This is a genomic window from Pedobacter sp. 01N416 (assembly GCF_056399685.1).
The window spans coordinates 1-12453 of the sequence record NZ_JBFTRT010000067.1 but is presented as its reverse complement, the minus strand read 5'-3'; the positions used below and the strand labels follow the sequence as shown (position 1 = coordinate 12453).

General features: G+C 37.8%; 16 protein-coding genes and 1 tRNA gene. 4 read left to right on the top strand and 13 right to left on the bottom strand.

Annotated elements, in window-relative coordinates; genetic code table 11:
* The 7 genes from AC1DND_RS05930 to AC1DND_RS05900 form a co-directional block, all read right to left on the bottom strand.
* Window positions 1-585, bottom strand: a 585-nt coding sequence (locus tag AC1DND_RS05930; RefSeq protein ID WP_477579887.1) for a carboxypeptidase-like regulatory domain-containing protein, incomplete at its 3' end; no start/stop codon positions are given.
* A 377-nt stretch (window positions 586-962) separates the two neighbouring features.
* Entirely contained in the window at window positions 963-1538 is a 576-nt protein-coding gene (locus tag AC1DND_RS05925; RefSeq protein ID WP_477579885.1) for a DUF4256 domain-containing protein, read from the bottom strand.
* Between the two features lie 429 nt (window positions 1539-1967).
* A complete protein-coding gene (locus AC1DND_RS05920; protein ID WP_477579883.1) occupies window positions 1968-2465 on the bottom strand; it encodes a hypothetical protein in 498 nt (165 codons plus the stop codon).
* Between the two features lie 185 nt (window positions 2466-2650).
* Window positions 2651-3235, bottom strand: a complete 585-nt coding sequence (locus tag AC1DND_RS05915) for a YdeI/OmpD-associated family protein (RefSeq protein ID WP_477579881.1) — start codon at window positions 3233-3235, stop codon at window positions 2651-2653.
* 46 nt (window positions 3236-3281) lie between these two features.
* Entirely contained in the window at window positions 3282-3674 is a 393-nt protein-coding gene (locus AC1DND_RS05910; RefSeq protein WP_477579880.1) for a DoxX family protein, read from the bottom strand.
* 6 nt (window positions 3675-3680) lie between these two features.
* Window positions 3681-4148: an SRPBCC domain-containing protein gene (locus AC1DND_RS05905; RefSeq protein ID WP_477579878.1), complete on the bottom strand. Its 468-nt coding sequence runs from the start codon at window positions 4146-4148 to the stop codon at window positions 3681-3683.
* A 6-nt stretch (window positions 4149-4154) separates the two neighbouring features.
* The gene (locus AC1DND_RS05900; RefSeq protein ID WP_057931288.1) at window positions 4155-4478 is read right to left on the bottom strand and encodes an ArsR/SmtB family transcription factor; all 324 of its coding nucleotides are present in this window, start codon (window positions 4476-4478) and stop codon (window positions 4155-4157) included.
* Window positions 4479-4693: 215 nt separating this feature from the next.
* Between AC1DND_RS05900 and AC1DND_RS05895 the strand changes: the two genes are divergently transcribed.
* Complete coding sequence (locus AC1DND_RS05895; RefSeq protein ID WP_477579876.1) at window positions 4694-5596, top strand: PhzF family isomerase; 903 nt, start codon at window positions 4694-4696, stop codon at window positions 5594-5596.
* Window positions 5597-5715: 119 nt separating this feature from the next.
* Here the strand turns inward: AC1DND_RS05895 and AC1DND_RS05890 are convergent, their stop codons facing one another.
* Window positions 5716-6018, bottom strand: coding sequence for a GIY-YIG nuclease family protein (locus AC1DND_RS05890; protein ID WP_477579875.1), 303 nt, complete (start codon window positions 6016-6018; stop codon window positions 5716-5718).
* A gap of 59 nt (window positions 6019-6077) precedes the next feature.
* Window positions 6078-6151 (bottom strand) — tRNA-Asn (locus AC1DND_RS05885).
* A 258-nt stretch (window positions 6152-6409) separates the two neighbouring features.
* On the opposite strand from AC1DND_RS05885, the gene AC1DND_RS05880 reads away from it, so the two are divergent.
* Window positions 6410-7330, top strand: a complete 921-nt coding sequence (locus AC1DND_RS05880; RefSeq protein ID WP_029280619.1) for a PfkB family carbohydrate kinase — start codon at window positions 6410-6412, stop codon at window positions 7328-7330.
* A 141-nt stretch (window positions 7331-7471) separates the two neighbouring features.
* Here the strand turns inward: AC1DND_RS05880 and AC1DND_RS05875 are convergent, their stop codons facing one another.
* From AC1DND_RS05875 to AC1DND_RS05865, 3 genes are all read right to left on the bottom strand, one after another.
* Window positions 7472-7714, bottom strand: coding sequence for a cytochrome b5 domain-containing protein (locus tag AC1DND_RS05875; RefSeq protein WP_477579873.1), 243 nt, complete (start codon window positions 7712-7714; stop codon window positions 7472-7474).
* A 487-nt stretch (window positions 7715-8201) separates the two neighbouring features.
* Window positions 8202-8906, bottom strand: coding sequence for a lycopene cyclase domain-containing protein (locus tag AC1DND_RS05870; RefSeq protein ID WP_477579871.1), 705 nt, complete (start codon window positions 8904-8906; stop codon window positions 8202-8204).
* 1 nt (window position 8907) lies between these two features.
* A complete protein-coding gene (locus AC1DND_RS05865) occupies window positions 8908-9438 on the bottom strand; it encodes a hypothetical protein (RefSeq protein ID WP_477579869.1) in 531 nt (176 codons plus the stop codon).
* A 216-nt stretch (window positions 9439-9654) separates the two neighbouring features.
* On the opposite strand from AC1DND_RS05865, the gene AC1DND_RS05860 reads away from it, so the two are divergent.
* Window positions 9655-9957 carry a GIY-YIG nuclease family protein gene (locus tag AC1DND_RS05860; RefSeq protein ID WP_477579867.1) on the top strand — a complete coding sequence of 101 codons (303 nt, stop codon included), beginning with the start codon at window positions 9655-9657 and terminating at the stop codon, window positions 9955-9957.
* Window positions 9958-10183: 226 nt separating this feature from the next.
* Complete coding sequence (locus tag AC1DND_RS05855; RefSeq protein ID WP_477579865.1) at window positions 10184-11665, top strand: phytoene desaturase family protein; 1482 nt, start codon at window positions 10184-10186, stop codon at window positions 11663-11665.
* 495 nt (window positions 11666-12160) lie between these two features.
* Here the strand turns inward: AC1DND_RS05855 and AC1DND_RS05850 are convergent.
* On the bottom strand, window positions 12161-12453 hold a 293-nt coding region (locus AC1DND_RS05850; RefSeq protein WP_477579863.1), incomplete at its 5' end, for an RNA polymerase sigma factor.

Genomic DNA, 12453 nt, shown 5'->3' with positions numbered 1-12453 from the left:
TTGCCCACCTAATGAGGGGCTAAAACCAATGGCATCGTTATTAATTGCACCATCAATAGTCACGTTGTTGTATCTAAAGTTTGTTCCTCCAAAGGTATTATCTTTACTGCCTTGAGGAGTAACCCTTGTTACATCCTGTAAGCTGCGGTTCATGGTTGGCAGCGTTTTGATCTGACCTTCGMCGATACTTGTACCCGCACCAGATTTTGTTCCGCCTTTTTGGCCTTTAATACTTACTTCGGCCAATTGGTTACCTTGCTCCTGAAGATCAAGATCGAGCCTTACATCCGAACCTAAGGTTAAATAAATATTCTCTTTTACTACCGGGCTATAACCCACAAAGGTTACAGTAATTTTGTATGGCCCGCCTGGGTTTAAGTTGCCGATACGGTAAAGTCCGTTTTCGTTTGACGAACCTTTAGATACAGTACCTGTTGGAACGTGCATCATCACAATGGTTGCCCCTGGGATGATACCCTTATTATCCTTAATCTTTCCATTAATACTAGATGTTGTAACTTGTGCCTGAGCAAATGTGACCAAGAGCAGCAGAATACTTACTAGGGATAGTATGCGTGATTTCATTTTCTGTTGTTTTATTTTCATGCAAAACAACAGTCCTAATGTTAATTCAATATTAACAATAAATTAAGTTTAACATTACGTTAACAATATGAAAATCAGAACAATACAATAAGAAAACAATTCCTTAACAACCAATATTTCAGGCCGGAATATAATGAAGAACAGAAGGCCCAAAGATGAAAACGAAAGATGAAGATTTGATGAAGTTTCAATTTAGTTCGAAATCCCTAGTCGGGAGTCCAAAGTCGATTAACTGGCCATGCGTTTAGAACTGGACGTTTAACGATGATAACCGGTTTGAACAATTAACAACAGAACAAATTTCTTCTCCCTGTYAACTAATGAACCAATGACAAATGAACCTATAAATTATCAGTTTACACTTTTAACAAACCACGAAATGCCCTTGCAGCATAATACGATTGTGCACCATTGTGGTAAACAAATACATGATCGTAGCGGCGATCGCCGAAAAGGGCACCACCTAATTTTCTAATCTCGGGAGGGGAAACAATCCAGCTTGATGTTTTGGTATCGAATTTTCCGAGTTGCTGCAAAAAACGGTACTGCTCTTCTGTTAAGAGCTCTACCCCCATCGTAGCAGCCATATCAACAGCATTATTTTCCGGTTGGTGCTCTTTTCTCGATTCCAGCCCTTCCAAATCATAACAAATACTCCTACGGCCTTTGGGGCTTTCTGCCGAACAATCGTAAAAAATATATTCACCTGTTTTTTTATCATAATCAACAACATCGGGCTCACCACCAGTTACCTCCATTTCGTCAAGCACCCATAGTTTTTCGGGCCTGGCAACTAACCTTTCTTCTACTTTAGCCCATTCAATACTTTTATGGCGGTCCATGTTTTTCCCGAAACGGACTTTTAAAGTATGGAGTAATTCTTCGGCTTGCACTGCCGACAATTCTTTTTTATTGTTATTTATTTTACTCATCAGGTTTATTTTGGTTAAAATCCTGTCGCCGATAATTATATACTAATCAAATATAAGGCTTATCCTGCCCCTCAATAGCACTTTTTCACTAAATAGTTTTGAAGCGTATTGCCTGTACAAAACACTAAGTTTCTTCCCGTTTTCTGCTTTTACGCTTTCCCGAAAGTTCGGGATACCCCGTTGCTGCAGGGTAACGCTTCAACCGGAGCTAAATGGCTAAGGCAGCTTTTCAATTTGGGGGTTGCAGGGCGCACAAACCCTTGCTCCTAAACCGGATTGCAGCGAACACGAAGTGTAACGGAGTAAAGCGAAAAGCCGGACTGAGGGCCTCCAAGAACCACAAACCGCTCATTTCCTAATTTCAAAAAACACTAATTTCCGTTTGGAGTGCAATGCCTGAGCTATATTCCTAATTAATTATTTACTGCCTTATTTCTTAAATTTAACAAGCGTATCATCAACCAAATGTGTTATTGCTAAAAAATTATCGGCTAACGCTAAAATCTCATCATGAAAATCAATCAGATCCACTTTTACCCAACCTTCCATTAAGGTTAGCGGCCCGAACTTTACACTTACATTTGGCCATTGGCTTTCAAAAAGCTTAAAACTGTTTCTGAATGCATCGGCAAACTGTCTGCTTTGTATAACGTAACCTTTAAGATGCCTCAGTTTAAATGCATGAATGTTATAATAAATCTTCTGTTCCTCAATTATGGCATCATTTATCCAAATGGAAAAGAAAATCCTTGATGCTGCAGTTAAGGGATCCTGCTCGGGACTTGCCCAAGATTTTTTATAGAGTTTTAAAAATACGGAATCCAAAACCACTCCAACAGCGGCCTGGATTTCTTTTTCACGAAGCTTTTTTTGATCGAGCTGATCAGCTGCTTTTTGAAATTTCTCTAAGTAAAATGCAGTATCCATATTGCGGTTTTGTAATTAAATGTAGCAATAAATTTCGGGGTAGAAGGATCCCATTACACTGATTATAGTCAGTTACCATCTGACTATAATCACAATTCACAAAACGGAAATTAATTAAATAGAAAGGTAATAGTGTCAGATGGTAACATCCGACACCACAAATAGGGTGACAAACCCCGTAAAAACTAATCGTCCAATCCTTTACCACTTAATATCTGTGGCATAAATTTCTCTACCCTTGCCTCACGGGTTTTAGCTTGCTTGGGTGCCGCAAAATGAAGCAGATAAGCTCTTTGACGGCCGGGCGTTAAGGCTTCGAATGCCGCTTTTAAATCTGGAATGTGATCTAATTTATGCTGAAACTCAACCGGAACGGTATATTCCGTAGTCTTTTTCAAATCTACTTTCAAACCAGCTTTTTCTACCTCAATGGCTTCATAAATATAGGTCTTCAAAATAGCTTTAAGCTCCACTATTTCGAGGGCATTGGTAAAGCGCACCTGCCTGCCTACTTGTACATTCTTCGTTTGCTGAATCAGGATCCCAGCGGTATCATTCAATAAAACGCCTTTAAAAAATAAAAATGCGCAGTATTCTTTAAAATCATGTATTAAAACGATGTTGCTGTTGTGTAAGGTATAACAAGGCACTCCCCATTTTAATTCTTCGGTAAGCCCACAATCTAGGGCAATTGTCCGTAGCAGCAACAGTTCTTCCTGCCACCTTTTCGCTTTGTTAAAATAAAAATCAACTTTTGGATTCGTTTTCATATCAGTCGAATTTGTTCGTTTCTTTGTCCTGTTCCTTCCATATGGCTTAAATTATTTTAGTTAACTGAACTAATTTTCTATCTGCAGGCCTAAAGTACCACGACACTACAGTTAACACAAGTAGCAATATTGGCCCGAAGTATGCTGAAGTACTGGTATCGCCAATTGCGATATGTGAGAAAACAGCACCAGACATGGCAAAGAAAAAACCTGCATAAGCCCATTCTTTCAATAAAGTAAATTTAGGAATTAACACCGCAACCACACCCAAAATTTTCCAAATTCCCAATATAGTCAGAAAATAAAGTGGATAACCCAATTGCGTAAACAATGCCACTTCTTCTTTCATTTTTATCAACTGTACTATTCCTGTTGATAACATGCCTAGCGACAGCCAAACGGTGGCAATCCAATAGATAATTTTGTTTCTTTTTGTCATAATGTACTATTTTAATTGATTTACAATGTTTTCTAAACGGTTATGTGCCATATTAATACCCTGAGCAAAAGGCAAGGCAAGTATTTGATCCCTTAATGCCACTGACTTATAAACTACATGCATAGTAAGTTTACTACGATCATCGGTTAATTTATCAAACTTTAAAAACTCAAGCTGAACGCCAAAAGGTGTATTTTCCATTTCGAATGTCCGCGTTATTTTTTCATCAGGCATAAACTCGTGTATAACTCCGGTGGCTACAAATGCTACGCTCCCTTTAGCATCAGTAGTTTCGAACTGGTAACTGCCATACTTTTTGTTTTCAAGTTTTAGTACTTTTGTCCCCATCCATTGTGCTATAATTTCAGGTTCAACATAAGCCTTAAAAAGCAATGCTACAGGCAGATCAAATTCTCTGGTAATGATCATTTCCTGTTTGCCATTTTCGGCATCAATTTTTGTTTTCTGCTCCATGTTATGCTATTTGCTTGGTTTATAGTTTTTCATAATATCTTCCAGTTTATTAAATCTGTCGTCCCACATCTTGCGGAACGGCTCAATAAAATCGGCAATTTCTTTCATTTTTTTTGCGTTAGTGTGGTAATGAATTTCTCTACCGTTTTGTTTTTGCTCTAACAATTCGCACTCTGTAAGGATCTGCAGGTGTTTTGAAACAGTTGGCCTTGCAGTGTCGAAATTGGTAGCTATTGCACCAGCTGTCATCGATTGTGAAGCAACTAAAAGCAATATTGCCCTTCTCGTAGGGTCGGCAATGGCCTGAAATACATCTCTTCTTAAATTCATTATGTAGCTATTTGACTACAAATATAAGCGTAGTCATTTAACTACGCAAATTTTTATGAATTTTTTTTAATACGGCTTTCTTCAACAGATCGTCATAAGTTTGGTTTCATCCGTTATATGTATTAAAGCATCAGGGTCCCGTTTATAAAATTGAATATATTTGATCAGTGTATGCAAAAAGAGGAGAAATCTCCTTTAACAAACCTGAAAAAACCATGAAAACGTATAAAATATACCAGATAGATGCTTTTACAAAAGAGAGATTTAGTGGAAATCCGGCGGGCGTAGTTGTGAATGCCGATGGGCTGACTGATGCTCAAATGCAACAGATTGCCAAAGAATTAAATAATTCTGAAACGGCCTTTCTTTTTTCTCCCGACGACAATGATTCTGATGGCTTAATCAGGTATTTCACACCAACATCAGAAGTTCCCATTTGTGGCCACGCTACAATTGCCGCGATGTACGCAAAAGCCATTGAATACAGTTTAGACTCTTGTATTTTGAGATATAAAACCAAGATTGGTACACTGCCTTTTGAGATCATTAAGAAAAACGGGGACTATCAGATAATAATGACCCAGGGCAAATTTGAACTCAGCCCGATATTCGATACCGCTACTACTCAACAAATATTATCAGCATTAAAGCTCGACAATGCTGATACTGATGAAAGATGCCCGGTCCAGATTGCTTCTACAGGACATTCGAAAGTGATGATTGGAATAAAAAGCAGAGAAAAGCTGAACAATCTTACCCCTGATTACAATAGCTTGATTGATCTAAGTAAACAGATTAATTGCAATGGCTATTTTGTATTCACATTTGACTCAGACGATGATGATGTATTAACATATGGAAGAATGTTTGCCCCTGCAATCGGAATAAATGAAGATCCGGTTACAGGCAATGCAAATGGACCATTAGGCGGATACCTCATACAAAATAAAATTGTTGATTTTAAGGATAGTCTCTTCGAATTCAATGGCAAACAAGGAGAAAAGATAAACAGGCTCGGAATGATAAGCGTTAGCGTCGGAATTGAAAATGGTCTACCGTCGCTAATTAAGATAAAAGGTGATGCTACAGTAGTATTTAAAACTGAAATTAAAATATAACAATTAAAGGCTTTACTACATTCAGTATAACTTCACATACCACCTAAACGCAAAAAAACCCACAACTTTCGTTGTGGGTTTTGGCTCCCTCTGCTGGGCTCGAACCAGCGACCCTCTGATTAATCCCGATGCATCGGGACTCTAACCAGCTGAGCTAATTCATTTAAATCATTAATTTCCAAAACAATTTTTTCAATTAGTAATCGGCTCTTTGCCTTTTTAACCGTTTTCTCAATCCTCATAGCGAAACCACGATTCTCGCCTAAAGCAATAGATTTCTTCAAAATCCATGGGCGGTGTTTTGAGGTATAGGTCGTTCTTTCGCTATTGTTATGCTCATATAGTCGTTTTTCGGCATCTTCTGTATAGCCAACATAGTACTTATCAGAAGAACTGGAATATAAAATATATAAGTAAAACATAAAAATATTAAAAACAAGAAAGCCCTACCAGACGTGGTAAGGCTTATTCTTTGAAATTGCTCCCTCTGCTGGGCTCGAACCAGCGACCCTCTGATTAACAGTCAGATGCTCTAACCAGCTGAGCTAAGAAGGAATATTTATTTATTCTGGTTGTGTTTCATTAATACCGATCAAAATCCTCTGATCTTTTCTTGCCCTCTGATTAATCCCGATGCATCGGGACTCTAACCAGCTGAGCTAAGAAGGAGTCCTGGTCGTTTCCTAAAACGAGGTTCTTTGCACTTTATAGCACACATACCCTTGTTCGTTTTGGGAATGCAATATTAGGGCTTTTAAATTATTTATGCAATATTTGCAGTGAAAAATTTTAAAAAAAAATTAACACATAGATATGAGCCTGATAATCATAGGTACTGTAGCTTTTGATGCTATTGAAACTCCTTTCGGAAAAACAGATAAAATTGTAGGTGGAGCAGCAACTTACGCAAGTTTAGCGGCTTCCTACTTTTATAATAAAGCAAAAATTGTAGCAGTAGTAGGTGATGATTTTCATCAATCAGATATTGATACCTTCACCACACACGGTATTGACACCGAAGGACTACAGATTAAAGCAGGTGAAAAATCATTTTTCTGGTCAGGGAAATACCATAACGACATGAATAGCCGTGATACTTTAATTACGGAATTGAATGTACTGGAAAATTTCGATCCGATTATCCCAGAGAGCTATCAAGACTGCGAATACCTGATGTTAGGCAACCTAACCCCACAGGTGCAGCAAACGGTAATCAAACGCCTTAAAAACCGCCCGAAATTAATCGTAATGGACACCATGAACTTCTGGATGGATATTATGATGGATGATTTATTGGAAACCATTAAAATGGTAGATGTATTAACCATTAATGATGCCGAAGCGCGTCAGTTATCGGGCGAATACTCATTGGTTAAAGCTGCTAAAAAAATCCTTGCCATGGGACCAAAATATTTGATCATTAAAAAAGGTGAACATGGTGCATTGTTATTCCACGAAGATCAGATTTTCTCAGCTCCGGCTTTGCCTTTGGCAGAAGTATTTGATCCAACAGGTGCCGGCGATACTTTCGCAGGAGGCTTTATCGGCTATTTGGCTAAAGTGGGTACAATTAACTTCAACAACATGAAAAATGCGATCATTTATGGCTCTGCTTTGGCTTCTTTCTGCGTAGAGAAATTTGGAACGGAAAGGTTATTAAATTTAACCGATGAAGAAGTTGCAGCAAGAATTCAGGAATTTGTAAGCTTAAGTGCTTTTACAATAGAAGTTTAATCAGTTAACAGTTTTCAATAGGCAGTTCTCAGTTTCGTACTGCAGATAAATTGAGCCGTAGATTTAAAGATTAATTTCTTTTAAATCTGCGGCTTTTTTATTGAATAAAATCTTTATACCCACCATCTGTGCATGCCAAAATCAATTTGGTGTAGCCAATACGGCTATCGGTACAAATTTTTCAAAAACAGCTTCAGTATGGGGTGCATCAGGCAGCTCGTCGGTTAAATCTTGTCCGGCCCAGTGCTCATAATGTTTACCGTTCTGCCACAGCCTGCTATCGGTCATATCGTAGATCAAACCTTTATAAGCCACCCATATTTGAGGTTTGTCCTGTCCGTTGCGTAAAGCGAGTTGCTGTTTGGTATAGCTGGGTAAATCCATTTAAATTAATTTCGGGTTGAAGATAAACAAAAGGTATTTAAACATATAAGAAATATAAGAACCATATAAGCTTATATATTCTTCTATGTCTTATATGGTTAAAAAGTAGCGATTGTCAGCCTGAGCTTAATTGAAGACTATATGCTGGGATTTCAATTTATTATTCTCATTTGAAGCACAAGGCTTTTACAAAACACCAAGTTCTCTCCCGTTTTACACTTTTACACTTCGCTGCCTCGTACCTCGTTGCTGCAGGGTATCGCTTCAACCGGGGCTAGTTGGCCACGACAGCATTTCATTTTTGGGGTTGCAGGGTTCATAAATCCCTGTTCTTAAACCCGACAATAGCGGCAGCTCCCGATTTTTTCATCGGGACTATAGCGAATGGCGGGGCTGCAAACCGCCAAAAACTGCTGCACGCTCATTTTCTAATAAAAAGACCATCCTTCGACTACGCTCAGGATGACATATTATAAAATAAGTTCTTTTAATTTTCCAATCTTAACTCTTCTTTCTTCGTGGTACTACTTTTAAAAATTTCGTACAGGTAGATATTCATCAACAACAGCCCCATTAAATAAAAATGATCTTCGAAAGGGATAGTACCTACTCTAAAACCAAGGTTTTGCTTATCGTTATACATCACCACAGGGATAGAAGTTAAAAATCCATTAACGATATAAAATGGGATAAGCGAAACCAGATAAGCCCGATAGAACTTATACATAAACCTAAAATGGGCATTTACATATTCTACATAGGCCAGCACCATAAATAAAAAGCCAAAATTGATCAGCGTGTACCATCTGTTGTAACCAAAAAACAAAATGGCCACACAAAGCCCGAGGAACAAATTACTTACTGCGAGGCTATACTTTTGCAAGTCGTTTTTTGGAAAATAGGCATTCAAACATTCGTAAATAAACACGCAGGCATAAGGAACTGTTAAAAAGAATAGAATCTCTTCTAAAGGTAGTCCCAAAAGATTTACCCCAATAAGGTAATCGGGATTAAAAGACCACACATTGAGCTTGGTAAACAGGATATCCCAAATTAAAAACACCAAGCCGGTGATCAATATTGAAGGGAATACAAACTTCCACTTGCTAAAAAAATGAACCTTTTTATCGAATGATAAAACCAGGGGAAAGAAGATTACAGCAAGATTGATAAGTAAATAGGTATAATTCATTCTAAAGGTGTTTTGTCAAAATTTTAACTTCAGCTGGCGTACATTTTTTACTGTCGATCATAAATTTAGCTACGTTTTTAACCAGTTCGCGATCGGCTAGGCCAAAATTTTCATTTTGATAATGTTTAAGGATCTCTTTTTTATCCTGAGCTAAATCTTTACTAAAGCCGAGAAAAGAAGGTGTATAAAACTCAATAGAAAACCGCATAAAGCGAATTTCCATATTTTCCTTATCCATATCAATTGCTTTTTGCATGGTTTTGAGCGATCGGCCCACATACTTGATCTTGTTGTATGGATTCCATGAGTGCTTGGCTTTAAGTGCCTCCAACGTTCCGGTGTAACCAGTAATTAAGGCGGTTTTATTGGCCAGCTTGCTCAGTTTGGCAAATAATGAGTCGGTTAGCTTCGAATTTTCTACCGCTTTAACCATATTAGTTTTTAATATCGCAATTTCTTGGGTAGATAACTGGGCGTAAGTAATATTGCTTGCTGCAAACAGCAGAAAAAATATAATGCGTAGTTTAATCATGAGTTTGGGCAAAGGTAAGAAAAGCTAAGCGCTTTTGCTTCCGCTGTCATCCTGAGTGCAGCGAAGGATCTCAATCCGATGAAATACTGAAACTCTAACCACTACCTCAAAACCATTGATTCATTTTAACCAATGTTAACATATAACAGATTCTTCACTGCGTTCAGAATGACAAAACACTTTAGTTAAAATCATAAAAAACATTTATTTTTAATTATGGATCATAATTATTTCGTTTACATTTTAACCAATAAAAACAAAACTGTGGTTTATACCGGAGTAACAAACGATCTAGAAGCAAGACTTAGACAACATATAGAGAACAAAGAAAATAAGTTCGCTTTTACTTATAAATATAATTGCCACTATATGGTTTATTTTGAGCGGTTTGAACACATTGAACATGCTATTGAACGAGAAAAAGAAATAAAAGGCTGGACAAGAGCAAAGAAGAATGCGTTAATTGAACGTAAAAATAAAAATTGGGATTTTCTTAACGACATGATTGTTGAAGGATAAATCATTTGTTGATCTTGGCGTTATAGTGTCATCCTGAGCATAGCGAAGGATCTCCAACCGATGAAATACAGTACCTAAACTATCGATCGAATCAAGCCCCCATAAAGATTACTTCCAATAAAAGAAAGATTCTTCACTGCGTTCAGAATGACAACCACACAGAACGACAACCACACTGAATGACAAAAACAAAAACAAAACGCAATAAAATTCCTTTATTTACACCATGGAGAAAAAACCCACAGTTACCATTATCGGTGCTGGCTTTGCAGGTTTGGCTGCTGCAGCTTTATTGGCTAAGGATGGTTGTGATGTTACGGTGATCGAAAAAAACGAAATGGCTGGTGGCAGGGCCAGAACCTGGCAAAAAGACGGATTTCTTTTCGATATGGGCCCCAGCTGGTATTGGATGCCAGATGTTTTCGAAAACTACTATAACCTATTCGGCAAAACTGCCGCAGATCTTTATGCGCTAAAGAGATTAAACCCTTCTTACCGTATTTATTTTGGCAAACAGGATACTATTGATGTTCCAGCAACATTAGCTGATTTATATGCTTTATTCGAAAAACTAGAGCCAGGAAGCAGCAAAAACCTAAAATATTTTCTTGATCAGGCCAAATACAAGTACGATGTAGGCATGAATGAGTATGTTTTTAAGCCTTCGCACAGTGTGATGGAATATTTTGATCCCAGATTGGCTGTTAGTGGAATCAAATTGCAGCTTTTGGGCAATATGCGTAAACATGTTTACCGGTTATTCAAGAATGAGCGTTTGAGGAAACTTTTAGAATTCCCGGTTTTATTTTTAGGAGCCACACCACAAAACACACCTGCCCTATACAGTTTAATGAACTATGCCGATCTCGTTTTAGGTACCTGGTACCCAATGGGCGGCATGCACAAAATTGTGATGGCTATGCAACAAATAGCCGAAAGTGAGGGTGTAAAATTTATTTTCGATACCGAGGTAACCAAAATTGAAGTGAAAAACAACCTGGCAGAGTACGTAATTACCAACAAGGGCAACTTTAAAAGTGATTTCGTGGTGGGTAATGCCGATTATCACCATATTGATCAACATCTTTTTGATAAACCTTACCGTAATTACAGCGAAAAATATTGGAATGAAAGAACAATGGCCCCCTCCTGCCTTTTGTTTTATATCGGATTAAATAAAAAACTAGACAATATATTACACCACAACTTATTCTTTGATGAGGATTTCGATCAACATGCCGAAGAAATCTACACCAATCCGCAATGGCCATCAAAGCCCCTATTTTATGCATGCTGTCCTTCCATAACCGATAAAAGTGTTGCACCGGAGGGCTGTGAGAACCTTTTCTTCTTAATTCCGGTAGCTCCTGATTTAGCAGATAGCGAAAGTAAAAGGGAAGAATACTTTAATTTATTGATCGAACGCTTTAAAGATTTAACCGGCAACAATATTGGCGGTAACATTTTGTTTAAGCGCAGTTATGCCATGAACGATTTTGTGGAAGATTACCATGCCTTTAAAGGAAATGCGTATGGATTAGCAAACACTTTGAAACAGACGGCTTTTTTAAAACCTAAGATGAAAAGTAAGGTAACAAATTTTTTATACACCGGACAATTAACCGTTCCGGGCCCCGGTGTACCACCTGCAATCATCTCTGGGCAAGTGGTAGCAAAAGAAATAAAAAAAAAGTTAAAAAAAGCTTGACAAATTTAAAATTTCCCTTATCTTTATAACCACAAAACAAAAATACTGCAATAAAGCTTCAAAACACATAATCGTTCGGGGTTTGCATTTGTTTCGAAATAAGAGAGAAGGCGAATTGTTGAAAGAAAAAATAAGAATCAACTAACCAAATATATGATAAGCAAAAAGGCCTGAATTTTCAGGCCTTTTGCTTTTTACAGTATTTCGGAAATGTCCTTTTTAGCGTCCAAGTGTCACCCCAAGTTTCAATTTATCGTATAACATCAGTACAAATAACAGAAAGGTTAAAAGTATAAAACATTTCCTATACCGTTATTTCGAGCGGAGTGCAACGCAGTCGAGAACCCGAAGGCTCAGCGAAGCTAAATCTATCAAGACGGATCTCTCTCCGAACGTTCGGGACTGCGCTTCAGTCGAGATGACGTTTCTCTTGTGGGCGTGAAAACAAAAAAGGCCCAGATAAATCTGAGCCTCTAGTTTTTAGATGGATGTATCTTAAGCCACTTCTGAAGTGGCAATTTCTTTCGAATACGTTTTTAGGTACTTTTTAAGAATGCCTCTTGCTACGTGGATACGCGTTTTTACTGTTCCAATCGGAATAGCTAACATATCTGCAATTTCGTGGTACTTGTATCCTTCAAAATAACGGATAAAAGGCACATAATACTCTTCAGGTAATTGCGAAAGGGCTTTATCTATATCGCCTAACACAAATTTGCTCTCTGCCTGATTTTTAGTTGCACTATATGAAAGATTTGCAGAAGATATATCTTCGCTCTGCGTAATTA